33 protein-coding genes and 1 tRNA gene are annotated in these 25303 nt (G+C 63.6%); 3 read left to right on the top strand and 31 right to left on the bottom strand.

Features of this window, described 5'->3' with window-relative positions; translation table 11 throughout:
- Positions 1 to 74: 74 nt before the first annotated feature.
- Complete coding sequence (locus ACT54X_RS08625; protein WP_294371424.1) at positions 75 to 899, bottom strand: GNAT family N-acetyltransferase; 825 nt, start codon at positions 897 to 899, stop codon at positions 75 to 77.
- A 313-nt stretch (positions 900 to 1212) separates the two neighbouring features.
- Between ACT54X_RS08625 and ACT54X_RS08620 the strand changes: the two genes are divergently transcribed.
- From ACT54X_RS08620 to ACT54X_RS08610, 3 genes are all read left to right on the top strand, one after another.
- Positions 1213 to 1920, top strand: coding sequence for a glutathione S-transferase N-terminal domain-containing protein (locus ACT54X_RS08620; RefSeq protein WP_017760635.1), 708 nt, complete (start codon positions 1213 to 1215; stop codon positions 1918 to 1920).
- Positions 1921 to 1934: 14 nt separating this feature from the next.
- Positions 1935 to 2011: transfer RNA gene (locus ACT54X_RS08615), tRNA-Pro, on the top strand.
- Between the two features lie 185 nt (positions 2012 to 2196).
- Positions 2197 to 2619: an AcrIF11 family anti-CRISPR ADP-ribosyltransferase gene (locus ACT54X_RS08610; protein ID WP_476346060.1), complete on the top strand. Its 423-nt coding sequence runs from the start codon at positions 2197 to 2199 to the stop codon at positions 2617 to 2619.
- Between the two features lie 225 nt (positions 2620 to 2844).
- Here the strand turns inward: ACT54X_RS08610 and ACT54X_RS08605 are convergent, their stop codons facing one another.
- The 30 genes from ACT54X_RS08605 to ACT54X_RS08460 all read right to left on the bottom strand — a co-directional run bounded on the left by ACT54X_RS08605 (position 2845) and on the right by ACT54X_RS08460 (position 25302).
- Positions 2845 to 3375, bottom strand: a complete 531-nt coding sequence (locus ACT54X_RS08605; RefSeq protein WP_476346058.1) for a DUF2514 family protein — start codon at positions 3373 to 3375, stop codon at positions 2845 to 2847.
- A gap of 1 nt (position 3376) precedes the next feature.
- Positions 3377 to 3961: a glycoside hydrolase family 19 protein gene (locus tag ACT54X_RS08600; RefSeq protein ID WP_476346057.1), complete on the bottom strand. Its 585-nt coding sequence runs from the start codon at positions 3959 to 3961 to the stop codon at positions 3377 to 3379.
- Complete coding sequence (locus ACT54X_RS08595; RefSeq protein ID WP_476346055.1) at positions 3949 to 4257, bottom strand: hypothetical protein; 309 nt, start codon at positions 4255 to 4257, stop codon at positions 3949 to 3951. The genes ACT54X_RS08600 and ACT54X_RS08595 overlap by 13 nt, the downstream gene beginning before the upstream one ends.
- Positions 4254 to 4661, bottom strand: coding sequence for a hypothetical protein (locus ACT54X_RS08590; RefSeq protein ID WP_476346053.1), 408 nt, complete (start codon positions 4659 to 4661; stop codon positions 4254 to 4256). Before ACT54X_RS08590 ends, ACT54X_RS08595 begins: the two co-directional genes overlap by 4 nt.
- Positions 4662 to 4665: 4 nt before the next feature.
- A complete protein-coding gene (locus tag ACT54X_RS08585) occupies positions 4666 to 6144 on the bottom strand; it encodes a LamG-like jellyroll fold domain-containing protein (protein WP_476346051.1) in 1479 nt (492 codons plus the stop codon).
- Positions 6141 to 6500: a hypothetical protein gene (locus ACT54X_RS08580; protein WP_476346049.1), complete on the bottom strand. Its 360-nt coding sequence runs from the start codon at positions 6498 to 6500 to the stop codon at positions 6141 to 6143. The genes ACT54X_RS08585 and ACT54X_RS08580 overlap by 4 nt, the downstream gene beginning before the upstream one ends.
- A complete protein-coding gene (locus tag ACT54X_RS08575) occupies positions 6500 to 6925 on the bottom strand; it encodes a contractile injection system sheath initiator (protein ID WP_476346047.1) in 426 nt (141 codons plus the stop codon). Before ACT54X_RS08575 ends, ACT54X_RS08580 begins: the two co-directional genes overlap by 1 nt.
- A gap of 14 nt (positions 6926 to 6939) precedes the next feature.
- Entirely contained in the window at positions 6940 to 7395 is a 456-nt protein-coding gene (locus ACT54X_RS08570; RefSeq protein ID WP_476346045.1) for a hypothetical protein, read from the bottom strand.
- A 2-nt stretch (positions 7396 to 7397) separates the two neighbouring features.
- Positions 7398 to 8405: a hypothetical protein gene (locus tag ACT54X_RS08565; protein ID WP_476346044.1), complete on the bottom strand. Its 1008-nt coding sequence runs from the start codon at positions 8403 to 8405 to the stop codon at positions 7398 to 7400.
- The gene (locus ACT54X_RS08560) at positions 8395 to 9060 is read right to left on the bottom strand and encodes a DUF2612 domain-containing protein (protein ID WP_476346043.1); all 666 of its coding nucleotides are present in this window, start codon (positions 9058 to 9060) and stop codon (positions 8395 to 8397) included. Before ACT54X_RS08560 ends, ACT54X_RS08565 begins: the two co-directional genes overlap by 11 nt.
- Before the next feature lies 1 nt (position 9061).
- Entirely contained in the window at positions 9062 to 10276 is a 1215-nt protein-coding gene (locus ACT54X_RS08555; protein WP_476346041.1) for a baseplate J/gp47 family protein, read from the bottom strand.
- A gap of 58 nt (positions 10277 to 10334) precedes the next feature.
- Positions 10335 to 11129 carry an oxidoreductase gene (locus tag ACT54X_RS08550; RefSeq protein ID WP_476346040.1) on the bottom strand — a complete coding sequence of 265 codons (795 nt, stop codon included), beginning with the start codon at positions 11127 to 11129 and terminating at the stop codon, positions 10335 to 10337.
- Positions 11113 to 11982: a baseplate hub protein gene (locus ACT54X_RS08545; protein WP_476346039.1), complete on the bottom strand. Its 870-nt coding sequence runs from the start codon at positions 11980 to 11982 to the stop codon at positions 11113 to 11115. Before ACT54X_RS08545 ends, ACT54X_RS08550 begins: the two co-directional genes overlap by 17 nt.
- Entirely contained in the window at positions 11979 to 12278 is a 300-nt protein-coding gene (locus ACT54X_RS08540; RefSeq protein WP_476346038.1) for a phage baseplate plug family protein, read from the bottom strand. Before ACT54X_RS08540 ends, ACT54X_RS08545 begins: the two co-directional genes overlap by 4 nt.
- On the bottom strand, positions 12278 to 13051 hold the full coding sequence (locus ACT54X_RS08535) for a phage baseplate protein (protein WP_476346037.1): 774 nt from the start codon (positions 13049 to 13051) through the stop codon (positions 12278 to 12280). Before ACT54X_RS08535 ends, ACT54X_RS08540 begins: the two co-directional genes overlap by 1 nt.
- Positions 13051 to 14712 (bottom strand): lytic transglycosylase domain-containing protein, encoded by a 1662-nt coding sequence (locus ACT54X_RS08530; protein ID WP_476346035.1) that lies wholly within the window; start codon positions 14710 to 14712, stop codon positions 13051 to 13053. The genes ACT54X_RS08535 and ACT54X_RS08530 overlap by 1 nt, the downstream gene beginning before the upstream one ends.
- Before the next feature lie 2 nt (positions 14713 to 14714).
- Positions 14715 to 14849 (bottom strand): hypothetical protein, encoded by a 135-nt coding sequence (locus tag ACT54X_RS08525; protein ID WP_476346033.1) that lies wholly within the window; start codon positions 14847 to 14849, stop codon positions 14715 to 14717.
- A 53-nt stretch (positions 14850 to 14902) separates the two neighbouring features.
- Entirely contained in the window at positions 14903 to 15328 is a 426-nt protein-coding gene (locus ACT54X_RS08520; RefSeq protein WP_476346031.1) for a hypothetical protein, read from the bottom strand.
- Complete coding sequence (locus ACT54X_RS08515) at positions 15328 to 15756, bottom strand: phage tail fiber protein (RefSeq protein ID WP_476346029.1); 429 nt, start codon at positions 15754 to 15756, stop codon at positions 15328 to 15330. The genes ACT54X_RS08520 and ACT54X_RS08515 overlap by 1 nt, the downstream gene beginning before the upstream one ends.
- Positions 15757 to 15765: 9 nt before the next feature.
- On the bottom strand, positions 15766 to 17244 hold the full coding sequence (locus ACT54X_RS08510) for a DUF3383 domain-containing protein (protein ID WP_476346027.1): 1479 nt from the start codon (positions 17242 to 17244) through the stop codon (positions 15766 to 15768).
- Between the two features lie 58 nt (positions 17245 to 17302).
- The gene (locus tag ACT54X_RS08505) at positions 17303 to 17905 is read right to left on the bottom strand and encodes a phage neck terminator protein (protein WP_476346025.1); all 603 of its coding nucleotides are present in this window, start codon (positions 17903 to 17905) and stop codon (positions 17303 to 17305) included.
- Positions 17902 to 18294, bottom strand: a complete 393-nt coding sequence (locus ACT54X_RS08500) for a hypothetical protein (protein WP_476346023.1) — start codon at positions 18292 to 18294, stop codon at positions 17902 to 17904. The genes ACT54X_RS08505 and ACT54X_RS08500 overlap by 4 nt, the downstream gene beginning before the upstream one ends.
- Entirely contained in the window at positions 18291 to 18833 is a 543-nt protein-coding gene (locus ACT54X_RS08495; RefSeq protein ID WP_476346022.1) for a hypothetical protein, read from the bottom strand. The genes ACT54X_RS08500 and ACT54X_RS08495 overlap by 4 nt, the downstream gene beginning before the upstream one ends.
- The gene (locus ACT54X_RS08490; RefSeq protein ID WP_476346020.1) at positions 18830 to 19258 is read right to left on the bottom strand and encodes a DUF4054 domain-containing protein; all 429 of its coding nucleotides are present in this window, start codon (positions 19256 to 19258) and stop codon (positions 18830 to 18832) included. The genes ACT54X_RS08495 and ACT54X_RS08490 overlap by 4 nt, the downstream gene beginning before the upstream one ends.
- 3 nt (positions 19259 to 19261) lie before the next feature.
- Positions 19262 to 19627, bottom strand: coding sequence for a hypothetical protein (locus ACT54X_RS08485; protein ID WP_476346018.1), 366 nt, complete (start codon positions 19625 to 19627; stop codon positions 19262 to 19264).
- A 91-nt stretch (positions 19628 to 19718) separates the two neighbouring features.
- Positions 19719 to 20834 carry a major capsid family protein gene (locus tag ACT54X_RS08480; protein ID WP_476346017.1) on the bottom strand — a complete coding sequence of 372 codons (1116 nt, stop codon included), beginning with the start codon at positions 20832 to 20834 and terminating at the stop codon, positions 19719 to 19721.
- A 16-nt stretch (positions 20835 to 20850) separates the two neighbouring features.
- A complete protein-coding gene (locus tag ACT54X_RS08475; protein WP_476346015.1) occupies positions 20851 to 21570 on the bottom strand; it encodes a structural cement protein Gp24 in 720 nt (239 codons plus the stop codon).
- A gap of 4 nt (positions 21571 to 21574) precedes the next feature.
- A complete protein-coding gene (locus ACT54X_RS08470; RefSeq protein WP_476346014.1) occupies positions 21575 to 23023 on the bottom strand; it encodes a DUF2213 domain-containing protein in 1449 nt (482 codons plus the stop codon).
- A gap of 1 nt (position 23024) precedes the next feature.
- Positions 23025 to 23861 (bottom strand): phage head morphogenesis protein, encoded by an 837-nt coding sequence (locus ACT54X_RS08465; protein WP_476346013.1) that lies wholly within the window; start codon positions 23859 to 23861, stop codon positions 23025 to 23027.
- Positions 23836 to 25302, bottom strand: a complete 1467-nt coding sequence (locus tag ACT54X_RS08460; RefSeq protein ID WP_476346011.1) for a phage portal protein — start codon at positions 25300 to 25302, stop codon at positions 23836 to 23838. Before ACT54X_RS08460 ends, ACT54X_RS08465 begins: the two co-directional genes overlap by 26 nt.
- Between the last annotated feature and the right edge of the window lies 1 nt (position 25303).

Below are 25303 nucleotides of genomic sequence, written 5' to 3'. Positions count from 1 at the left end.
GCAAGACTGTCATCCCATTGTCATGTTTGAATGTGACGCCGTCATGACACTGTCATGTGCCGCGCCGCCCCCTCTCAGGCGCCGAGGAAGTGGCGGCGATAGCGCGGTGGCAGGTCGGCCAGGCGCATCATCATCGGCAGGTCGGCGGTGTTGAAGTCCGGGTCCCAGGCCGGCGCGCCCAGCACCTTGGCGCCCAGGCGCAGATAGCCCTTGATGAGCGCGGGCGGCTCCACATCGAGCGAGCCGTCCAACTGGTCGACCGGCAGCGGCAGGCGCGGCTGCACGTGGTACTGGATGGGCGCCATGTGCGTGGCCGACAGCTGGCGCCAGATGCTGGCCGCGGCATCGCCACCATGCACACCGTTCTGCAGCATCGGGATGCTGGCGCAGCCGATCATGGTGTCGAGCCGGTTGCGGTGCATGAAGGCCGCCAGCGCACCCCACAGGGCCAGGATCACGCCGCCCTGGCGATGGTCCGGATGCACGCAGCTGCGGCCCAGTTCGACCATGCGCTCGCGCAGGCCACGCAGGCGGGTCAGGTCGAACTCGGTGTCGCTGTAGGTACCGCCCACCCGGCGGGCCTGGGCCGGCGTGAGCACGCGGTAGGTGCCCACCACCTCGCCACCCGGCTCGGCGCGCACCAGCAGGTGCTCGCAGAAGTCGTCGAACAGGTCCACGTCATGGCCCGGCAGCGACGTGGGCAGGCGCGCACCCATCTCTTGCACGAACACGCGCCAGCGCAGGCGCTGCGCCTCACGCACCTCGTCCTGGTGGCGGGCCCATGCCACCGTCACGCCGCCGGCTGCGGCCGGCTGGGGAAGTTGCGGCGGCTGCGGCCACAGCGTCTCGCGCAGGCCGAGGCGTGACAGGGCGAGGGTGGGCGTCGGCAGTTCTTTCATGAGCGGCTTCTGGTCTTTTCGGATTGCCGCGCAGTCTGTGCCGCACCGATGAAGCCCGCATGTCGAAGCCGTGGCAATTGCGTGACGGCGCTGCGCGGGTGGCCGCGCGGCGCTATCCTGCGGCCCGCCTGCCTAGGGACGCGCTTCACGAATGCGCGCGCCGTGGGCATCTGCGGAATCGGGCGATCTGCGTCGTTGCAAATGCTCGCAATAGCTGGGCTATTGCTGCGCTTTGCGCCTAGCATCTCATCCCGATCCGCGGCGCCCACTTGCCGCTCGATTCGTGAAGCGCATCCCTAGGAGCCATCCGACCATGTCCGAACAACCTGTCATCGACGTCTATTCCTGGCCCACGCCCAACGGCCACAAGGTCCACATCATGCTGGAGGAGACCGGCCTGCCCTACCGGGCGCACGCGGTCGACATCGGCCAGGGCGACCAGTTCGCGCCCGACTTCCTGGCCATCAGCCCCAACAACAAGATCCCGGCGATCACCGACCCCGTGGGGCCGGACGGGCAGCCGATCTCGCTCTTCGAGTCAGGCGCCATCCTGGTCTACCTGGCGGCCAAGACTGGCCAGTTGCTGCCCCAGGGCGACCGCGCGCGCTTCGAGGTGCTGCAGTGGCTGATGTTCCAGATGGGCGGCGTGGGCCCCATGCTCGGCCAGGCCCATCACTTCCGCATGTACGCGCCCGAGAAGCTGCCCTACGCCATCGAGCGCTACACCAACGAGGCCAAGCGGCTGTATGGCGTCATCGACCGCCGCCTGGAGAAGAGCGCCTTCGTCGGCGGCGCCGACTATTCGATTGCCGACATCGCCATCTTTCCGTGGCTGCGCAGCTGGCAGAACCAGGGCGTGGAGATGGACGATTACCCCGCGCTCAAGGCCTGGTTCGACGGCATCGCGGCGCGTCCGGCAGTGCAGCGGGGCGTGCAGGTGCTGGCCGATCGCCGCAAGCCGATCACCGACGACAAGTCGCGCGAGATCCTGTTCGGCAAGACCCAGTATCAGAAGCGCTAGAATGGCGGGCTTGTCGGAACGTAGCGCAGCCTGGTAGCGCATCTGCTTTGGGAGCAGAGGGTCGCGAGTTCGAATCCCGCCGTTCCGACCAAAAACCTCAACGCCTGCAGCAACTTAGGCCGCTGTGGGCGTTGTCCTTTCTGGCGGCGGTTTCTAACGAATCGGCATGTTTCTAACGGAGCATGCCTCTACCGCGCATAGGCCGGGCGCTTGATCGGCTGGGAAGATGACATGGCAGCGCTTGCTCTACTTGCAAAACGCAAGTACATTACACCCATGGCACACGAACTCTTCCACGGCAGCAATACCCAGATCGAAGCGATCAAGGCGACCGGCGTCTTTGGCGGCCTGTTTGGCACGCCGACTCGCGAAGCGGCTCTGAGTCATGGCGCCATCGCACACCGCATCGTCTCGCCCCGCCCCCTAAGCGACTACGAGCTGAACTACGACGTTGAAGGCGCCTACGACGTCGCTCTGGAGATTGCCGGCGGTGATGAGCGCATTGCCGATGCGATCATGAGCAAGTCGTGCGAGGCACTGGACGACTGCGAGCCCGAAGACATCGCAGAGCAGGGGTGGGAGTTCCAGCGACTGCGTGGCCTGCTGGCTTCCAAGCTGGGCTATACGAGCGTCGAGATGATGGACGAGCACGGCACAACCTGGCTGTGCCTGCCGGGTTGCAGCATCACCGCCGAATGATGACGCCCGCAGATCTCCGACTCTGGCAAACGGCCATGGGGCTGAGCTTGTCCCAAGCGAGCAGCGCCCTGGGCGTCAATCTCACTACGTACACGCGCATGCTCAACGGGTCGAGCAAGATCGACAAGCGCACTGCTCTGGCCTGTGCTGCCCTGGCCGCTGGGCTTTCGGAGTGGCGGCCGCCAGTCTCCTGACCCTTGCCCGCCCTCCCACCAGGGGCGAGACCTACTGCCCGGCCGTCGTCAGCGCCCCGGCTGAGCGCTGGCAGGTAAGCCCGGCCGCGTGGGCTGCGTCAGCGAATCCCGCCAACTCGACAAGAGCTTCTCCACCCCCACCGAGCATCCCTGCGAGCAGATCGAGGGCGGATTCGGCTGCAGGGCCTGCGGTGGCAGGCTGGGCACTGCTGGGGGCGCCACGCTCGGCGGCGAGGACGGCGGAGAGCTGGCGGCGCAGGCCGTCAAGAGCAGCGCCAGCGCGGTCAGCGTCGCGGCGCGCGAGGTCGATGCGTTCTTGCCCATCGCGGGCCTCCTTCTCGAATTGGGCGCGCCAGGCGGATTCCCGATCGCGGTTGGCCTTCTCGGCCAGGCGGCCGGCTTCGGCCTGGGTTGCCCGGTAGGCGGCGTAATCGCGCTGCGCCGCGGCGGTGTCGGCACGGGCCTTGAGCACCTGGGTGCGCTCCACGCCCACCAGCACCAGGGCGAAGGCCAGCAGCGCCAGCAGGAGCCAGCGCGGCACCAGATCGAGCAGCGCGGTCACGTCAGATCCCCAGTGCGCGGCGCGCGTTGTCGTAGAGCTCCAGCCGCTCGGCCATGCCGTTGGGCTTGCCGGTGGCCCGGTTGCGGCCGTTGATGCCGGCGCAGTAGCCTTCGAAGTCGCCGCGGTCGGCGCGGGCGTTCAGGCTGCGCATGCCGATGTAGTCGGCCGCGCCCAGGGCGGCCCAGGGCACCGCAGCCAGCAGGTCGGGCACCGCCTCGAAGTCCGGCACCGTCGGGCCCATGCGTGCGCGCAGGCGGTCGCGCAACGCTCGATAGTTCGCCCGGCCGGTGGTCTGCAGCAGCCCGCGGCCCTTGAAGCGCGCCCCGTCGCCAGGCTGCGAGTTGCCGAGGTCGGCGCGACCCTCATACCCGCGCTGCGCCGGCGTCGGCCCCCAGATCTCCGTGGTGCGCGTCAGGCGCATGCTCTCGTGTCCGATGTTGGCCAGGGCCATCGCGACACGCTCCGGCGTGTCCACGTCGTATTGGCCGAAGGCATCGGTGATCGGTGTTAGCCACTTCTGTGCGTTGGACAAGAAGGAGCCGGTTGACGCGGCCAGCTGCTCGGCGGTCAGGATCAGCGAGGGCATGAGACCTCCAGGGCCGGCCGCTCGCGCAGGCGGGCAAGAATGATGATGAGCGCCAGCGCGGCGACGATGAACGCATCCCCCAGGTCCGGGCCGTGCCAGCGCATCAGCGGCGTAACGATGGCGCCACCACCGCCGAGGCCGGCCAGAATCCACGCGACCGCCGTCGCCAGCTCGCACAACCCGAAGGCCCGGCAGGAGTGCCACTCCCAGATTGGCCGGCAATGCGCCAGCTTGGCCAGCGCCTCGCACACAATGACGACGCCGCCGATGACGTGGACGAGGCTGATGAGCGTCATGCCGCACCCCCCTTCGGGGGCTCGTCGCCGAAGAAGCGCCGCATGACGAACGCCATGGCCTTCTGCGCGCCGCCGCCGACCGCGAAGGCCGCGCCCAGCAGCAGCGAATCCGGCACGCCAGACCACAGAAGGATCAGCGGCGTGAGATAGCCGGCCGTCAGGCTTGAAGTGGTGGCCACGAACAGGCGCTTGCACGACGTCTCGAGCAGCGCCCGTGCCGTGTCGCCCGTCGCCGGCACGCTATTGAGCAGCGCGATAGCGGCCAGGGCGCCAGCAAAGCCGGCCACCAGGACGTCAGCACGCAGGCCCAGCGGCATGCCCAGCAGGGACAGCGCAGGCACGGCCAGCGCGCCGCCCGAGAGCGTGGCGACCGCGGCTGCGGTGGTGGTAGTGGGTTCAGGCATCAGGTCACCACGGGAAGCTCAAGCCGTCGCCATCGTTGTAGAGCCGTCGCAACAGGTCATCGCTCAGATATCCACCATGGCCGGGCGCCGTCGTGAAGAGGCTGATCGGGCCAATCTGGCCGTCGAAGTACGACGATCCCAGCCGGCTCGCGTAGCCCACGCGCAGGTCGGACGTACCAAGGTAGACGCCGGTCAGCACCTGCGTGGTGAAGGCGCCCCCGTTGATAGATACGCCCAGGCGCGTCGAGGACGGGTCATAGGCCACCACAACGAAAGCCCACTGGCCTGCAGTCAGCGCGGTGGTGTTGATGACCGTCACAGATCCGCTGGAGGTCTGACCGGTCGGGCTGGCAATGGCGTTCACTCGGCCCGACGAGTCGAGGAACACGTCCAGCTCCAGAGTAGTGCTCGTGCCCTTGTTCCAGATCGCGCGCGTGCCGCTGATGGTGGCTGGGTTGACCCACATTGCGAGGGTCCACTCCTTGCCCGCCAATTGCAACTGCTGCGCATTGGTCTTTGTCAGGTACTGGCTGCTCGCGGCCACCAGCGTCAGGGCGTTGCCCAGCTTGCCTGCAGATACCGTGGGCGAGCCGGTAGCGCTGTTGAACGTAAGGCCCTGGCCCGAGCTATCAGTCCAAGTGGTGTCCTTGAAGCGCCAGGCGGCGACGCACAACTCCTGCAAAGAGCTTCGGCGCACTGCATCGGAACCGGCCCACACTGCCGTATAGGCCACGAGGTCGGACACAGACGAAGAGGCGTAGTAGTGCTCCCAGGTCGCGTATTGGCCAAGGCCAATCGAGTTCATGATCGGCATTTTGAGAGAGCCGACGACGCCGTTGATGTCCCACGAGATGTAATTCCCGTCGATCCGGACTTCGGCCATGATCTCGGTGTTCAGCGGGATTTGAGTGGTGTAGATCACCGTCTTGAGGTTGACGATGGAACTGCCCAGGATGTAGCCGATGACGAACTGAGAGCGCGTCATGGTGATGTGGATTGCCGAGTTGGCAATCGTGTTTGCTCCGTTCTGCGGGCTGATCAGGAACGCAGCCGTTCCTGCGTTTGCCCCCGCATTGCCGGCCGTCCAAAGCATGCGCGCGCCGATGATGTTGACCGGGCCGCGCAGATCCTGGGTCGCATAAATCACGTTCCCCGCAGTCGAGACAAATCGCTTTTGCGAGATCCGGCCATCGGTAGCGGGTGCCAAAGCATTCGGCCCAAGCAACGTGTACGAGTTGCCGCCCACGGGAGCGCCTATGCTGCCCAGCGCAGTGTTTGGACGGTTGAAGTCGTCATAAAAAAGCCGGCTCTTGCCGGCTCGGAAGTTGCCCGACAGGGTGGGCAATGGAACACCCCCGGGCGTGACTCCGTCCTGAACGCGCAGTGAGTAGTCGTCGGTATCGACAGTCAACTCGGCGACAGGGCCGGTATAGGTGTTGAGGAGCGTGCCGCTGTTGCGACGAATTTGAACTTGCTTGGTCATGGTGCAGTACCCCAGTCTTCAGTGGAACCCGGTGCGCTGGAAGTCAAACCCCAGTCTTCGGAAATGGAAAGAACGCTCTCGGCGGCAGCCTCGGCCGCAGCAGCAGAGATGTCGGCCTCGGCCGCACTTTCCGCAGCAGCAGAAGCGGAGCCTCCGGCCTCTCCGGCTTTTGTGGTTGCAGTGCTGGCGGCGGACTGCGCCTGAGCTACCGCATTCGCAAGGGCCTGCACATTCGTGTAGGGGATGCGAATCTCTTTGTTGACCCCGTTGACCGTCATGTACCCCACGACGTAGGACGACGAATCAGGCTCGGTAACCAGTTGGAACTGGCTGAAGGTGACAGCAAGAGCGCTCATCAGAAGCTCACGATGTAATAGCCGTCCGTGGTCACCATGGGGCGACCGTCGAACGTGGTGATTTGGGTTCCCGTTGAGGACTGCGATGCGGCGGCAAAGCTTTCGGCCGTCTTCACCTGGACCTGACCCGTCAGGGTTCGGTCAATGAAGGACACCAAAAAGCAACGGGCGTCTAAGACGCCCGGTACGGTGAGTGCGGCTTTCACGACTGCCGCTTTGACAAGTGACAGCGGAGGTCGCTGTCCTAGGATTTGCTCCCAGTAGGGAACCCCCTGAGATGTGTCGTAGTACGCCTCACCCTTGAATAGGCGGACCGCACTGGCCACGTCTTGGGCGATGGCGTATGGCTCGCTCGCAAGCGCGATGTTTCCCGCCGCGTCCAGGACCAAGTCCCACGCTGTGCGGTCGAGAAGTAGGGTCTTCACGTCGCAAAGGCCGATCAGGCGCTGGCCACGCCCTGGAACGCCGGCAGCGCAGCAATCACGTCCTCTGGCGTGGGCTCTTCGATCTTCCCCTTGGACCATTGATCCAGAAGGTCATAGCAGGCGGCCCAGACTTCGGAGCGCCAGGCACGCAGCGCGCGGCCCTCAGCCTGGAACTTGGGCACAGCTTGCTCGTCCGCATAGGTGACCGCGCTGCGGATGTCGTCATAGCCCAGATCCTGGGCCGCTTGGTCCAGGTGCTCCTGAACCTTGGCGGACAGTGCGGCCTGCTTTTGCTCCACCGTCATTTCAGCGGGTCCGGGTTCGGCGCAGGGCTGCAGGTCGGCCGGCACATCCAGCCGCAACCCGTGAGCCGTCGTGAAGGTGTAGACGCCCGATGCATCGCTCTCAATGACGACATCATCGTCGTAGGCGTGAACGGCGCCAGTCGCGGCGCTCTTGAAGAATCGCATGCTCAGTACTCCAACCAGTATTCGATGGAGGCGGAGCCAGAGACGCCGCCAACGGTATAGGTCGCACCGGGCGGCACGATGAGAAATGCCGTGCTGAATCCGCTCGCCCCCGAGAAGAACCACACTTCTTGCACGCCGACATATGCACGAGCCACGCCGCTGGAGATGCCGAGGTCGATGATGACGATGCGCGGCCGCGCGCTCGTGTTCGTGTACGTGACGCCGATGGCGCGGCTGCCCGTCACCAGTTGCAGCGCAGTGCCGCCATCACCGATCGTCTGATCTCGGCGCACCGCATGCCGCCAGTTCGTGGCCAGCGCCACGGGCTGAGCACCGCCAGTGCACTGATTCAGCACCCAGCTATTGAGCCCCAAGCTCCAGGTGGCGATGCACATGCCACCGGCAACAATCTCGCCGCCCTGCAGTGCCTCTTGACCCGCCCCGATCAGGGCCTTTGCCCCAAGCGATCCAACGTTCAAGGTGCAGGCGCCGCTGTTGGATGCATTTGCCTTGAAGCGAACCACCGTGCCGTCGGCAATCGAAGTGCTACCCAGGCGCAGGGCGACGACGTATGTGTTCGCCGATCCCGAGTCCACACCGAACATTGCGTTTTGGAGCAGATCCACCCAGCCAGCGCCACCGGCGTCCGGGTCCGTCACGTTTCCATCGACGGAGTTGACCCAGAACCCCGCGCCCGAGGTTTTGAGCAGGATCGCTCCCTTCGGATAGCCGCCGATGGCCGGCGCCTGCGCCGCGCTGTACGTGAACAGGCCGCCCGACGTCTGCCACTGCTGTACGTCGGTGATGGCATTCAGGATGCCGTTCATGTCCTCGCCGAACGGAGGAACACCACCAGCTGCCAGAGGCGTTCGCGTCAGCGGCGGGAAGCCATCCGTGTACGAGGCCCGGCCAGGCGTCACGCTGATCTGCGAGGGAACGGGAATGGTGTTCTTCGCCCCGCTGTTGGCGAACGGGAGCTGAATCGGCGATGGGGCGTCGCTAAGCAACATTGCGAAGTCCTTGGTTTGCGAGGAATGCGCCCTGGTTGAAGGGCTGGAAGCTTCCGGCTTCAGCGAAGCCGAACGTGGATGCGGGATCGAGCGCGAGAACCTTCGCGTCCACCGCTGCAGGGCGAGGGAATGCGCCCGACGCGGTCATGATGGAAATCTCGTAGGGCAGCAGGTCGAACTCGAAGACGTACCGCATCTGCATGCCGCCCGTGTCATGCACGAAGCATCGACCCCGATCTGCGAAGAGGTTTTGCAGTAGCCGGTTGTAGGCGCGCGATGTGCTGTTGCTGATGTTGGCCAGCGCCTTGACCAGGATCAGCGTGCGGAAAGCGTCGTCCGTCAGCGCGTAGATGCTGGTGCCGCTGCTCGATGCCATCGAGTTGAACGGGGCTTGACCGAAGGGCTGATAGTTCACGCCCTCCTGAAAGCCGAAGTACGCATCGCTTGCGGCGACGCGGATGTTGCGATTGACGCCGACGATGCGCCCCCAGATGTCTAGCCCAAAACCCTGGGCTGAATCCACGTTCCATACGACGTCATAGAAGGCATCGATGTTGGCCGAGGGATCGATGCAGTCGTTGAAGTTCTGGATCAGCGCGAGGATGGTCGGGCTGTTTCCATACTGCGCTTCGATGGTCTTGATGACGTCGCGCATGTCAGCTCACCAGCGTCACCAAGATGTTGGCCGCGCTGATCGTGGGCACTTGGTCGATGCCGACAGTCAGCGAATTGAGCGCGGGGGAGGACGTCGTGCCGATCAGGATGGACAGCACTTCCACCGCCGTACTCACCGCCTGCACCGGGGCATAAAAGCGGCTGGCCAGGATGCGCGATCCGATGCGAGCCCGTGCGCCACCATCCAACCCGTTGAAGGCGCTCACGATGGCCGCCTTGACCTGCGCCACCACGTCAGCGGGCAGGTCGGGTGAGTCCTCAATCTCCACCGCAAAATAAATCGGCAGGTCCGAGGGGATCTCGAACTTGACCTGGTAGGACGGATACGGGGGCTCGTAGCCTTCGCTGTCGGTCACCGTCACCGCCGTGTTGCCGTTGTAGTCAGCGCCCGTGTTCTTGCGCGTCCAGATAGCCTGTGCAATGGCGGATGCTGTCCCGCCCACCGCGGCCACGTAGATCGAGTGCGGAGCTAGGGAATAGCTGGTCGAGCCCTTCGTGACCGTGGAGCTGGTCGGGTTCTCGGTCACATAGGCGTCCAAGACCCCATCCACGTCCAGCACGTTGGCGTAGATCGCCGGCAAAGAGCCGGTCGCATTCAGGGCGACGGAGTTGGATCGGCGGTACTCGAAATCCGCGCGAGATTCGACGTTGGTTCCAAGGACGGCTTCGGACTCGTTCTCGATCCGGTCCCACCCGATCACCGCGGTATAGATGATCGACAGCGCCCCCACCGCACAGCCGATGGGGCCGGTCGTGGTGTTCTGGAACTGGATCTCTGTGAAGCCCGAAGAGTCAATCGTGCCGTCCGCTGTCGAAGCGTAGACGTAGCCGTTCGTGTCCTGAGCGCGCGTGCCCGCAGGGATCAGCGTCCCCACGGCGCCGATGCACTTGCCGATGACCACAGACCCGGAGGCAGGGATGCGGTCTAGGAAGTAGATGCGGGCAATGGCGTCCTGCCACCGGCCATCCGCTGAGTCCGGGTCCACGTTGCTGACCAGCTCGGCGAACTGGGCGTTCTTGTCGCCGATGATGGCCGTCATCGATTGGGCAATCTGACCCTGGGGGGTAGACAGGCCCGGGTTGACACCACCCCCGAACGCTTCATTGATGTCCGCTTGAACCCCGGCCAGGATGTCCTGCTCCGCAGGCAGGGTCACGCCTGTTCCGTCAATCGTCAGCGACGGGACATTGCTCATTCGGTTCCCCAAAAGAAAAGGCCCGCTCAGTGGCGGGCCTGTGTTTGCATGGTGCGCCTTAGACGGGCGGACCGGAGTTGTCTGTGCCGTCCTGCACGCCCGAATGAACGTGCGCCTTGAGGCTGACCGTGTCGGCGGTCACGTCAGTGTCGGAATGGACCTGCTGCTGCACATTGACCGGGCCGACCAGTTGAACGTCGGTACTTCCGCCTGTGGCGACCGTCTGCGTGATCGCGCCGTTCAGGCCGACCACCGGGGCGGTTTGAGCCACTGCAACCGATGCGATTTGGTCAATGTTGGTTGCGGTGGACGTGATGCTTTCTTGAGCGTTCAGAACGATGTTCTTGGCGCTCACCTTGAACTCGTTCGGAGTGACTGACTCGATCCCGCCGCTGTAGAAGCGCACGTACTGCTCGGGCGCTCCGGCAATGATTGAGTACAGGTACACCGCATCGGAGAAGTGGTGCCGGCGCTTCGAGCCAGGCGGGGACACTCCCCTCGCCACCTTCACCCCGGACATGTCTTGCGACGCGAAGGACGCAACCCCGATGTCCCCCACCTCCGGATCCAGGATCACTGCATTCCGGCCGCCCTGCACACGTAGATAAGGCGCGTTGTAGATGGTCGTGTGCGGGATCGCATTCCCATCCCCGTCCAGCTGCGTAATGAGGACTTCGAGGTCCACATAGCCAATGGGCTCGACGCCACCGCTGTTCGTGACGGCCAGCACTTTGACCGGGTAGCAGGTTCGCACCTTGGACAGCAGCGCTTCGATAACGAACAGTTGTTCGTTGCCTTTGCTGGAGCCCGAAGTTGCAGTGCGCGTGCCGAATGCTTCAGTTCCGAGCGACATAAAAATCCGTCGGGGTCAGTGTGGCCGCCGTGTACCAGGGGCCATCGGGCACCAGCGATGCCAGTTCGTGCGTCACGGTCTGGCAGTACCACCGCCCATTCACAGGCTCGATCACGCTTTCAAGGTCGATCTTCGCGCTGATGTTGATCGCAGGGTTGAAGACCGTGCGGATTGCTGTGCCGTTGCTTGAGATAGTCGGGTAGCCCACTAGGCCGGTCTGCGCGCTGACCTTGATGATGCGCTCACTCCGACTTCCGCCATTGGGCCAGATCGAGACAATCCGGTTGTCGATGCTGCACATGATTCCGGCCGAGCGGGCTAGGTCGTAAATCTGGTCGATCAGCGAGCCAGCCGCGTAATGGTCCCGCAGCTTCACCGTGACGCCTGCGTTCTCGAATCCAAAGCCTGCAGCCTGCGCCAAACCCTTAATCGCCGTGGCGACGTCGAATTCGCCCTTGTAGCTGTTCGGTGCGGCGGGGGCCATACGCTCATACATGGCCGACACCGCCACCAGTTCCAAGCACACGTCTGGCGCCCCCTGCAGGTTCTGCGCGGAGAAGAAAATGTTGCCGTCGAACACGCGGAACATGCCGGTCACGTCGTCGCCGGCCTCCACGATTACACGGTTGTTCGTCTGTCCAATGGTCTTGCCCGCCACCATCGTGAAGGTGTTCAACACCTCGCGGCGAAGACCGAACACGCGCGCCTGCAGACTTCCCCACGACTGAAATCCGCCCGGGTTGTCGATGCGAGCTTCAACCCGCAGCCCTTCAAGCTGGAACGTCTGCTCTTCCGTCTTGGCGGTCTTGCCCTTGATGAGCGTGACCGTGAGCTTCCGCTTTGCCAGCGTCACAGTAGATCCGCCTCGATGTAGCCCAGCACGTACCGAGTGCCCAGCCCCAAATACTCCGGGTCGCTTGTGCCCTGCGTGTCCACGAAGGACAGGTCACCCACAAACCCTAGGTAGGCATGACGCACGATCCGCACCCGATCACGACACACCTGGCCAGACGTCAGCTTGACGCCACCCATGGTCAGGTCGATCAATAGCCCCTGCTCTTTCTGCTGGAGCACGATGGTGCAATCTTGACCTGCCAGCGTGACCTCCACGGTCTGCGACGGCACGGCGGTGATGTTGATTTGCTGCATCAGCCGTACAACCGAGCGTAGACCGACTTGAGGCCGGGGATGTTCAGATTGGCACTGGCCGCAACCCGCAGACGGCCAATCGCCGAGTTCAGGGCGGTCTGCGTGAGTTGCTGGCCGTACAGCCCAGCAGTACGAAGAGCGACGTTCTCGATACTCCCGACGGTCGCCTGGGCCATCGTGGGCGCCTGGACAATCCCGCCGTCACGGTTCGCCGCCCCCGAAGGCGCGATGGTGCTGGTTTTGGGGTTGGCACCGGCCTGGCGGACCTCTTCAAACCATGCATCCACCGTCAGCAGGGAAACGCCGTTACGCGACTCGCGCCGGTAGTCAATGTGCGTCAGGTTGGCGTTTTCAAACACCTCATCCGGCGTGACGATAGTCAGCAGGTCGATGCCGTCTACCAGCACGCGGAGTTGGGCCAGGAAGGAATCCCGAGTCATCACCCCATTGCCAGAGCATGTCATGCGCAGCCGGACTTCGTAGGGCGTCGCCACCTTGTTGATGGTGTTGAACGACCCCTGTTCGATAGGGTGACCGACCAGGCGCTGTTCGTTGCGCGTGTCGATGGCCACCACCGAATCCGGCTCCAGTGCGGGAGTGCCATCCTCGTACAGGATCGCCCAAGCCGTCGGAGACTGGATGAGGTCAACGGTGTCGCGCTCGGCGGCCACAGTGATTTCCGGCAGCGCTCCCACCGCCTGCACAGCCGCCTGACGCGCGACATCCGGCACGCCCGCAGCGAGCGGGACGTCCGGGTATTCGATGAGCGGCATCAGTTCACCCCAGTGGCGAAGTTGGGCACCAGGGAGTTCGCGCCCAGGGCAGAAGGGAGTTCACGGGCGATACCTTGCGCATCCGTAGCCTGCGTGTTGATCGTCAGACTCTGGATGTGCGTTTCGCTGGTCGTGGTGTTGCCAGCACGGCCCCCGAGGTTGTTGTACTTCTTGATGTAGTTGATCGTCTCAAGCGGGGCGTTCGCCATGCCCTGACGGTCAACGTTGCCCATGCCCCAGTTGTAGGCAGCCAGGGCCTTTTCGGTGTCGCCGCTGTACTTCTTGAGCAGCATGGACATGTACTTGGCGGCGGCCTCCGAAGACTTTCCGAGGTCGAACGTGTCTTCACGCGAAAGACCCATGTCTCCCGCAGTTCCAGGCATGAACCCAAAGTGGCCGGTTGCCCCTGCTGGCGAAACCATGTTCTTGCCACGGCTGGACTCGATGCTCCAAATCTTGTCGAGCATCCCAGGCGGCAGGCCCCACTTGCTCTCCAACTCCGCGAACTGCTTGGGCGCATCTGGACTGCCCTCGCCACGAATGCGCGCCAGCTCCGCGTCCTCGTTCGCGTTCAGCGATCCCGAGTAGATCAGCGCGCTAAGACCCACGCCGCCCTTGAAGAGCCACGCCAGACGAGCCAATAGGCCACCCCCTGCAGCGGCGGCTGCGCCAGTTGCGGCACCGCCCTCGGCTGCTGCACCAGCCGCCCCCGCCGCTGCACCGCCGCCCATCAGGGCAAGCAAGCCACGGCCAATAGTCAGGACTGTTCGCAAGCCAGCAGCCAGCCCCACCAGGGCAAACGACAGCGCCCCGATCTTGATCGTCCAGCCGCCCGTGGACTCGTCCACCTTCAGGATGGTGTCGAGGATCTTGGTCAGCAGGTTGGATGCCGCCTCCAGGGCCGGCACCAACGCGACGTAGATCCGATTCCCCAGGTCGCCGGCACGGTTGGACAGGTTACCCCACGCCGAGGTCAGCCGGCCGGACGCCTGCGCGGCATCGTTGGACGACTTCGTGTGCTCGGCCATCTGGTTGACGAGCTTGGAAACCCCATCCTTGCCGCGGCGCAGCAGTTCCAGCGTGCCGGGATCGATGCCCAAGGCATTGGCCGCGAAGATCTGAGTCTGCGGCCCGTATTCCTTCCCGATGCGCTGGAGTGCTCCCGCCACATCAGCAGTCAGCTTCTCGATGTCCTTCTCATTGAAGTTGACACCCATGCGCGCGAGCATGCGCGTGGCTTCGGTCGGGTTGCCCTGCTGGTGCTGCTCAATCGCTTGAGCCAGCCCCTGCATGCTGTTGGTCAGCCCTTCAGCCGTTCCGCCAGCAGCCTTCGCAGCGTCCTGCCACGCCTTCAGGCGCGAGGCCGACATGCCCAGGTTGCGGGCATTGATCCCCAGTTGCCGATTCGTCGCCGTGGCGTCGGCCATGAAGTCCTTCAGCGCTTTGCCACCTAGGGCAGCAGATACGATGGTCAGGATCTCATTGCGGATCGCGCGGAAGCCCTCCACTGCGGCCTTCTGCCGGGCCTGCTGCTCCTTGGCCTGCTTCTGTTCCTCGTCGGACAGCTTTCGGTTGGCCTCTTCGACTTCCTTCTGGCCGCGCTTGTACCCCGTGGCATCCAAGCCAATGGTGACCAGCAGTGCGTCGATGATGCTTGCCATGGTCAGGGCCTACTCTTGAACTCGTCTATCTGCTGCTGGTTGTACAGATGGACCGCATGAATCTCCAGAAGGTCATGCAGGTCCATGATGCCGAGTGACGTGTCCAGCTCGGCATAGGTCGCCAGCTTCGACTGCACCACCAGGGCAATCGTCGCGGGGACGTTGGGCGCTTTGATCAGGCGGGGGCCACTTATGCCGGCGCCTGGCCCGATGTCGAGGGGGCGACGGCCATCGAAAAATCCGTGTGCAGCTTGAAGACCTCAATCTTCAGCTTCATGCGGGTCTGCACTTCTTCGGTGTCGTCGTCCACCAGCGGACGGGACACATTGGGGTTGCGCTGGTCGGGCTGGATCTGCACGCAGGCCATCAGCTCGTCCAGCAGGTTGGCGGCGGTCACGGGATCGGCCTTGAGGAACAGGCCCAGGCCAACACGAGCAATGCCTGCCATACCCGCATCGAAGGCGGTGTCGGGGATCTCGATGCCGTTTTTGCCCAGCGCCAGAAGAGCGCGCAAAGCCCAGTTCTCGGCCTCGCGCGCGCTCATCTCGGTCAGCAGGAAGCGCTTGCCCTTGTCGCGGCCGTCAGTGGCCGTCCAGTTCAGTGTGCGACGGGCCATCAGAAGGGCTCAGCGATGACCGATTCCCACATCAGCCGGAACGTCAGCGGCTGAAGGGTCTTCTTCACGGCAGCGATGGCCGGGGCCTGCTGCAGCACGCCATTGGTCAGGGTGTACTTCTTGCCTATGGCAGGCAACCAGACCGTCGCATCCAAGCGGTAGACCTCGCGGGTTGTTTTGGTCGCGCTCTGCAGTTGCTCGAACAGGTCCAGGCTCGGACTGTCGGGCATGAGGACCACAGTCTGAGGCGTGGCGTTGAACACAAAGCCTGCGGACATGTAGCCATCCACACCCATCACCGTTTCGGCCATGTCGATGGCTTCCGTCGTAAACGCATCGTCCGACGAATAGCCCTGCAGTCGCTGGGGGGTGGGGTAGAGATTTTGGATCGACAGATAGAACGTCGAGTTTGCAGCGGTGATCGACATTTCAGCTCCTTAGAGAACGGCGATGGAGGCCAGGTTGAGCCGATGAATCGATCCGCCGTCGGTATACACGAACGTCATCGAAGGGCTGCGGCGCTCAACGCGGATGTCGGCCGTGGCATCCACGATCTGTAGATACCAGCCCTTGGCGTAGATGGCGGGCGACGCATCAACCCCAAGGATCGTCTTGATCTGCGCCTTCTGTGCCGAAGAAAGATTGATGCCGGCGCGGATGGCGCCGAAGTTCTTGGCTTTGTTGATGGGGTCGAGAAGCGCGGCTTCCACCAGCGCATAGCCATCGACGTTGTACGGGACGCTGTTGATGTTCATCAGCAGCGTCAGCATGGACAACTGGAAGTTGGCGTTCAACCAGATCTGATTGAAGTAGGGCTGTGCCCACAGCCAGCTTCCAGACACAGAACCCGGGAACATGAACACGAAGCTGTCTTTGGCCGTTGCCGCAGCACCGTAGAAGTTGTACCCGTTGTCTTCCAGGGCCTGCGCCGTGGAGGCATCGGTCACATACGGCAGGAGGCCGGATTGATGCTTGTAGGCGAGCGTCTGCGATCCATTCAAGCGGTCGAAGTCCAGCGATGCGGCCCAGCCCATGACGAATGCCGCGTGCTCCGACGGCCCGTAGATCGGCAGACTGCCATCCAGATTGCCGGCCTTGAGGTAGGCGCCCCAAGTGGTCGTGCTGCCCGACGTGGCGGCGTTGATGTCCGTGTCCCAGCCAACGTAGGCGTAGCGCTCGCCTTGAGAGTTGGACCAGGCGCTGAACGCTTCTGCCTCGGCCAAATCGGGCTCCCATAGCGTGGTGAACGTCGCCCAATTCAGGGTCGCGGCCTTAATGGCGTCCATGTTGGTCGCGGGCACACCAGCAATCGCGCCTTGGGACGTCACCGCGCCCGTTGCGCTGGTCAGCTTCAGAGAAGCGGCAATGGTGCCCGCGGCGAACGCCATGGTCGAGGACGCGCCCGTGGTCGAGGACGTTGCGACGAACGCCTGCTGGGTCGCGTCGTAGGTGACAGCAAACCCCGGCGTCGTGAAGGCTGCCGTGATGATCGACGCAGCGTTGCTGAAGCTCGTTGCGCTCGACAGGTTGATGGAGCTGGACGTCTTCGACACACCATCGGCAACGATGGTCAGCGTGCCGGTGTAGGTCTTGAGGGTGTCGAGCGAGATTGCCGCCATCGACCCGCCGCGCAGATAGGCCGCCACGTTTGCCGACGGGTACTGAGCGAAGTACAGCCGGCCGGGCGTCTTGGTCTTCCCATCGGGGCCAAGAAAGTAGATGTCAGCCTTTGCCTTCTCGTTTGACGTCGGGCCGAAATACTTCCCCACATCATCCGCCGTGGCGAACTGCTGCACGGCGCCAATCGGCACGTAAGTGCTGCGGGTCAGCATGACGCCGTTCAGGTCGATGGCACTACCTGCCGCGCCAATTACCGACGGCAGAACGTCCACAAAGTAACTTGCGGGGATCGTCATTCAATGCTCCAAGAAAAAAGCCCGCACTCGGCGGGCTGGGTGGCCAAGTCTGGCGGGGCTACCCTTCAAGCGTGCCGCTCACGATGGGCTGGCCAGCGAAGGTTTCGACCAACTGACCCCCGAAGGATGTGATCAGCGGCGCGGGAGGAAAGGAGGAATCGACCTCGACCAGCCCGATTTGGGCCTGATCGAAGAACTCCACGGGGCTGGAGACGGTGGCGTTGACCTGCATCTCTGCCAGGACCATCCACCTCTGTTCGTACTGCTGCTCACCATCGACCAGCGGCATCATTCGCGGCTCGTCGGTGAACAGGGGCTGCATCACGGGCGCGAGTGCGATGCACCCGTATTCATCGCGCAGCAGCGTTGCCAGGATCGCCGCCCAGTCCGAAGACGCGGGGCCGTAGCAATCCAGCTGAAAACTGACCTTCGTTGCCTGTGTCGATTCCTTCGCCATCGTGGGCGAGCTGTCGATGTATCGGGTCGTGTTGGTGGCGAGACGGGTGCGACCTACCTCGGTCATCGCCACGAACCCACCCAGCGGCATGGGCACGCCGTTGTCGATGCCCTGGATGACCTTCTCGCCATCCAGAGACAGAACATCCATCACGAACGTCTGCAGCTTCACGAACAGGTCGTTCTGCGTCGGCGTGACGATCATGATGCGGGGCTCTGCAAGACGACAATGACGCTGGACCAGGTGGGCCACGTCTCCTTGACGTTGACCACGCGCCAATCCTGAACCTCAGCACCCGGAACCTGGGGAAACTGCAGGATGTCACCACCCTTCTGGTCCGCTCGGACAACGCCGGCCCAGTTGCCCCAGATGTAGACCAGCCGCATCACTCCCTGGATGTTCAGGAAGTTCATGTGCTCCAGATCCTTTGCGCCGATGGCCTGGACCTGAATCTCGCCAGTCAACGTGTCGAACGTCGGCACGCGCTTTCCCCCGGGCTGGGTCGTGTACCCAGTGGACCGCAGCAGCGTTCCCATGATGTTCGGGTTGATCTGCTGGATTGCAGAGTTGGCGATAGCCCGCAGGTTGATCATGCCTTGCCTACAGCGTTCGTCAGCGTGGCGACCAGCAGGCCGGTATCGTTCAGGGGCTTGGCGTTCTCGCCAGCAATCAGGCTCGGATCAGCAGCCACCGCGGCAGCGGCCTCCCCGACCGTCTTGCCGGTGATCGTGCGACCTTCTCGGCGCCACTTGCGCAGCAGGATGGTTGTCGGGCTCAGCGGAGGGCTGCTGATGGCAGCAATGGCCTTGCGAATGTCGCCGGCAGCCTGCAGGCCCACACCCTCCAGCACCTCGTCGGCGGTCATCTTGCCCTGTGCCACAGCCTTGACACCGCTGGCCAGCAGATTGACCCAATCGGCCTTTCGGCTCTCAATAGTGGGCTTGATCGTGGGACGAGGGGGGATGCTGACTTCAGGGGCACCATGCTCCTGGATCGTCGCCACATAGGCAACAGGCGTGCCATCCGGGTAGCGGGCCGAGTCGAACCACCCCATTTGGGCGACCTTGTCGTCAAAGCTCTCGGGGATCGAGGCGATGCGCGCTTCGATCTTGTCGAAGTTGAGCGACTTCACCAGATACCTCCGACCTTGCGGAAAGCGCCAGTCTCAGGAAGACCGCCGACGTACAAGCCCCCCGCAGATTGGACCTGCAGCAGCGCCCACAGTTGAAGGCCGTAGGGCGTGGTGGACAGCCAGAACTGCCACCCGCTCTTAGTCGGGGGGGCAGCAAAGGACGAACTCACCGACCCTTCCGAGCCGCCAGTGACCGGGCCAGGTGCAACGGAGCCCGTCGCAGCCCCGCCCAGCATCTTGGCGATGTGCGCCGTCAGCAGGTTGAGCCCCAGCTGAAGGGATGCGCCATTCAACATCACGCCGTCCGTCGAGGACATGAAGCCCGTCGCCATAGACCAATACGCTTGCAGCGTGGTGTCGGCAGGGGATGCGGCGAACTCCGGGAACATGGCCCGGAATGCCGCGATGTCGAGAGCGTGGTCCACAGGTCAGTCCCGGGCGTCCACTTCCCCCAGCTCTGCAACAGCGGTCGGGGTGAGCGGCGCGGACGCATCCGCTCGGTTCATGTCGGCAGCAACCTTTTCGGGGTCGGAGTGCTTGGCCTGGGTCTTGATGAAGCCCAGCTTCACATGCCGCTGATAGTCGCTGTTCTTTTCGAGAATCGCCAACTGGTCTTCATCGATCTCGGTCGACACGCCTAGCGGGGTGATGATGCGCTCATTCGCCACGCCAGCGCCGCCACGGATGAGGACGGAGCCGGTTTCGATGTTGGTGCCGCCGCCGCCGTCAGCCCAGTTGGTGTACTTCTGGTCGTTGGCGAGGGTGGAAAAAACGTAAATCTTCTTGCCGGCCATTTGGAGCCTTTCAACAGCCCCGAGCCCGGGGCACACAAATGAAAAGGCCCCTGTGGTTGCCCACAGAGGCCCAGGAGGCGATCCGAAAGGATCAGATGCCGGAGCGGCGAACCACGGCGTACGGACGCTTCAGCATCACGCCAGCCGTCGCGTTCGCGTAGTCTTCCAGGTACGCCTTGGCCTGCTTTTCCACGCCCAGGGCCTGGAAGCGGGCCGGCACCACCTGCACCCAGGTGCGACTGTCGTCGCTCGCGCCGTCGTCCACTTGCTCCGCGTACATGTAGAACACGTTCGCGCCGCCGTTGGCCGCGTTCAGCTGGGGGGCCGACTCGATGCGCATGCGCGGGTACGTCTCCTTGATCCACTGGCGCGCCGACATGGCGCCGTAGACCGCGGGGGTGGACAGGTACTGATAGCAGGCCGTCGGGACCGCAAGCGTGATGTCCACACCCTCGGGGTTGATCGTGTCCTGCGACTGGGTCTGCAGGGCAGCGGCAGCCTCGCGGATGTCGGCCGTGATCTCCAGAAAGGTCTTGGTGGACCACTGGGTGGACGAGCTGGCACCGGTGGCCACCGTCACGTACGCCGGCAGCGCCGGGTCGTTCAGGAATCCATAGGTGCGGTTGGTGCCCGAGTTGTAGCCATTGAAGCCGACCAGGTTCCGGGTGATCTCCAGGCCGAGCTGCGCAGAGGCTCGCTTTTCGGCGGCGGTGCTCACGCGGATGCGGGCAGCGCGGGCCTCTTCCAGGTTGCCGACCTTGAAGCCCTTCTCGAAGCGAACGACGGTGCGGCGCTGGAACTCGACATTCCAGCTTGCCAGCGGCACGTTGGTGTAGTCGCCGTACGGCTGGGCGTTGCCGATGTTCTCCAGCACGCCTTGCACGACTTCCTCGTCTTCCCAGGAGCCAGCCGTGGTGATGCCGACCAGCTGGTCGATCTTGCGGGCGGCGGTAGCCACACGCACGAAGCCCGGCAGCCAGTTCTGCAGGAACTGGATGGGGGTCGTGATCGACGGCGTGGTGATGCCGCCTTGCTGGTCGTCCATGGCAAAGCTGTCCATGGCCTTGGCCATCTTGGACACGATGCCGGGACCGAAGTTGATGCCCAGTTGGCGCAGTTCGCGGTAATCGGCGACATCCGCCTGCGTCATGACGACGGGGCGGACATCGCGCGGGCCGATGTGGCTGTGTTCGATGCTCTTGTTCATGATCTTCCGTCCCTGATCAGTTGGTCAGCATGATGGCAACCAGGCCGGTCGCCGCGGTGGGGAAGCGCCACACCTTCGCATTCGGGACGAGCGCCTTGCCCGCCGATGCCGAGGCGCCCGGAGCGACGCAGGACAGCGCGCCCGTGACGATGTCGTATTGCACCTGGTCGCCGATGTTGGCGGCGCCCGTGACGCTCACGACGATGTTGCCCATGGTGAGGAATTCGCCCTGGGTGTTGTCCGGCAGGTTCAGCGTCGGAGCCAGCGGGCCCGAGGTCGTGCCGATGGACGCGTACACCTTCGGATTGGAAAGGATGCCGGCGAACACCGCAGCACCACCCGTCGCGGTGATGGTGGTGGATGAGGCGGTCTGCGAAGCAGACACCGTGTAGGTGCCCGTGCCGCCCGTGCCCGTGCCAAAGCCGGTGATCGTGGTGCCAGCGGTCACGCCGGAGCCGCTGATGGTCTGACCGACACCCAGCGTGCCCGAAGACACAGCGGTCACGGTCAGGGTCGTGCCGCTGATCGAGCCGGTGACGCTGGCAGCGCCCTGGTTGATCGTGCCGCCGACCTTGGCGACGTTGGTGGAGGCCGACTTGGTGAAGGCGAAGCCGACGGTGTTCGTGCCGCCGTTGCTGTTGATGATCAGCGATTCAGCACGCTGCGGGCCTTCCTCGATGAGTTCACCGGGAACGCCGAACGCCAGGTTGACGTTGATGGTCGATTGGAATGCCATGACCTTACTCCTTGTTCAGGTGGCGGGTGACGAAGCTGTTCGACGACTTCGCGTCCATGGCGTCGGACTTGACGGTCTTCGCCTGCTTGGGATCGCCCTTGCCTTGGAGGTAGGCGCCGAGGAAGACGACTTCCTGGCCCTTGGGGGCGTTGATGTTCAGCTTCTGCAGGCCGTACTGGGCGACCTCTTCCACCGTCATGTCGGCATGGTCGAACGTGCCGACGTGCCACGAGATCTGCTCGGCGAGCGTGTCGCGCTGCTTGGCCAGCTTGGAGAAGGTCTTGAAGACTTCGGCCGCGTCCATGGCGGGCGCTTCCTTCTTCTCTTCCTCGTCCTTCTTCTCGGGCTCGGCGTCGACCACAGCCGCGGGGGCGGGCTCGGCGTCGACCTTCGATTCAGCAGCCTTGCGCACCATCTCGATGGCGGGCATCAGTTGCTCGATTGCTTTCACGGCGTCTTCCAGGGACATGCCGCCCCCAGCTTCGCCGCCGTCCTTGGTTTCTTCAGCCATGCTTACATCCTTTGAGTCAAGGGTGAACGTGAAATGATCGAGAGCGGAGCCGTCCAGAACTGCGACTTCTGGCCCCATTCGCCCCGACTCAACCAGAGCCAGGTGATTCCCGCGGATGCGGCGCTGGATCACGTCGAACGGCTGGCCCTTGTAGGTGCCAGGCGTCCATTCGTAGACACAGCGGTATCCGCAGGACAACTCCTTCTTCCCGGCCTCGATCAGGTTTGCCAGGGATTGGGAGAAAACTTTCAAATTGCCGTAGAGCGTGTCTTCCTGAAAGAACACCTCTTCACCGATTACGCCCTGCACGCCTTTGCGCTCGGCAGGCATCAATCCAGCCTCTTCGCTGCCCAGCATGACGTGGTTGTCAATCCACGGCAGGAGGCGAAACGAGGCGATGCAGTCAGGGTCGGCCAGCTCTTCTGCCGGGCGATAGACCATGTACATGCGGTCCGGCTCTTCGGCGCCAGGGATGGACCGGCCGGCATAGGGGTACACGCCCACCTTGGACAGAGGGTTGGCGCGAATCTCGGGCCAACCGTTGATGTCCAGTTCTCGCGCGGTCTTGTCCATCGCTACGGCGTTGGACGCCGCCTCAATGGCTTCTTGGACACCCGGGTGGAGCGGCGTAGGCAGGTCATTGACCGGCGCCCACACGTAGCCGTCGTGTTCGTCGTTCAGGACGGGCGAAAACACGTCGTTTGCTGCGAAGAGGGTAAAGCCCTCTCCCTCCGAGAGCAGGCGCAGGACAGAAGGACGAAACCCAACCTCTTCTTCCGACTCGCGCGCTGCGGCTTCGGCTGGGGACTCGCCCTCTTCAATGCCGCCAGCGGGGAATCCCCACGTACCGCCGTGCACCGAATCAGCGCACCGCTTGAGCAGCAGCACACGGCCGCCAGCGGAGTACATCACTCCTGCGGCGCTGCGGGTCTGCTCTTCCATGTCAATCCTCGAACGAAACAATGGGCCGCATCGTGCAGCGGCAGTAAGGCAGATCTCCGGGCTTGCCTCGGACCTCGTTGCCGTACATCACGCCAATGACAGGCAGGTCATCCAGGCTGAACACCTTGCCGCTCAGCTCCTGATGGTCCTTGCGTGGATGCTGGGAACCTCCCGTGTGCACCCACTCGAATTTCTTCACGCCCAGCGCCTGCATGCGCGCGGCGTTCACATTGCTGTAGACCTTGCGGGTCTGGTCCATCGCCACGTTGCGAGCGTGGCGGATGTTCTGGTCGTACTTCTCATTCAGGAACGAGATCAGCTCCTGCAGTCCCGTCCCCGACGCAATCGACCGCGACACCGCGCCCTGAACCTCGCTCAGGTACTTCTGCGGGATCAGCTTGATCAGGCTCACCGCCTCGGCCGTGCTGGCATTGACGATCTCCCTGATCCGCTCATCGATGAAGTCCGTCGAAAGGCTGACGTCCTTGGACATCTCCTTGAGTGACATCCCCAGCGTGACAGCACTGTTCTTGACCGTGCGGTTAACCATCCGCTTAGTCGCCCTCTTCGCCATACGACGGAACAGGGGCTCGTATTTGTCGATCAGGCCGTTGACGGCGATCCGGGCCTGGGATGCTATGTTTCCATAGCCATCCCCACCCCCCTTGTCGTCGTCCATCGCGTGGAAGCTTGACTCAGAGAACAGGCGGCGCACCTCGCGCTTGACCTCGTCGCCCATCTTTCGGACCAGCGTCAGGATGGGGGTCGCGTACTCCTGCTGGATGTCCACCGCAGGCCGCAGCACGCCACCCTTAATCAGGTTGGTCGTCGTCGCCATCGTCGGGGGGCACGGGCAGGTCGTCCAGGCCCAATTCGTTGTAGCCGCTGTCCGGGTCCGTGGCGATGCGGCGGCGCTCGTCTTCGCTGCTCAGGGCACCCGCGCCGATCAGGGCCGCGCCCGTCTGCGCCTTCACCAGGTTGGTGTCGGCCAGTTCCTTCGCAGTCGGCGTGTCCAGCGGGCGCCAGGAGACGGTCGTCTCGATCTGCTCGCCATTGATGAACGACTTCTGCACCAGCGCGTGGTGACGCTCAATGAACGGCGTCAGGTCGTGCGTCTGGATGCTCTCCAGCTCCTCGTGGTAGCTGGCCTCTTCGTATTCCCCGGTGGCGTTGAAACCCTTCGGCGTCGTGCCCAGCAGCTTGGTCGCCGGCACGTTGGCTGCAGCGGCCACGATCTGGTACTGGGTCATGATCACCGCGTCCAAATCAGCCAGAGACGTGTCGAACTGCTGGAACTCGTCGCCTTCCTTGTCGCCCATCTTCAGACCGAAGCTGTCACGGTAGCGGACCCAGTCCTGAAGCCGCTCAATAGCCTCATCACCTTTGGTGATGAAAGCCGCCATGTCCGTGAGCCAGACATTCGTGCGCTTCGTCTGCACAAGCATCGGGGCTTCGTTCGCGGTCCGCTCAGCCCCGTACACCCGCTCCATGATCTTCTGCGGGACCGGCACACCACCGTAGAGGTACATCGGCTTGAGCAGGTCCGGGGGCTCGGCGTTGCGGAAGATCACGAGGTGCGAACGGTGATACCGCTGACCGTTGATGATCCAGAACGTCGGCTCGTAGAAGTGGATCGAGTCCGGCATGGAAGCCGATGCCTGATCCAACTCAGGAGCGCACCAATACGGATCGACCTGAACGATCCCCTTGTAGCTTCCAGGCGTCACGCCATCCAGATTGAACGGCTTGACGTAGTACTCCGCGTCGGTCGATTCGACCTTGAACAGCGCGATGCGGATACCGAAGATCCGGCCCATCCGAATGAACTGCTCTAGGTTCCAGTTAAGCTTGTACTTGCGGTCGTACTGGCGCAGCACCTTGAGCGAATCAGGGGGGAGATCATCCCCATCCACGCTGACCGCATCGAACCCCTGTCGGATCGCATCCCGGCCAGGCATGGAGCATGCCTTGTCGATCAGCCAGTGCTGCGACAGGATGGCGCACAGCTGGTGACCGATGAACGACTGGCTGGCGTACCACATCGCCAACAGTTCGTTGATCGCCTGGGGCTGCGACTGCATCTTGAGTGTCACGGCGCCCGAGCTGTCGTCCATTGCGCCTTCAGGCACAACCTTCGGCATCTTGGCCGTCACGTTGGCCAGCCAGTCGGCAAACTTCGGCCGACCCTCTTCCTCGATCACCGAATGGGTCGAGAAGAAACCCACCTTGGGCGCCCTTTCCTTCGGCGCGGCAGCAGGTTTGCGGAAGAGGTTGAACATT

It is taken from the genome of Pseudacidovorax sp. DMC4 (assembly GCF_056314265.1).
Note: the sequence above shows the minus strand (reverse complement) of the source record. Positions and strands in the feature narration are given on the sequence as shown.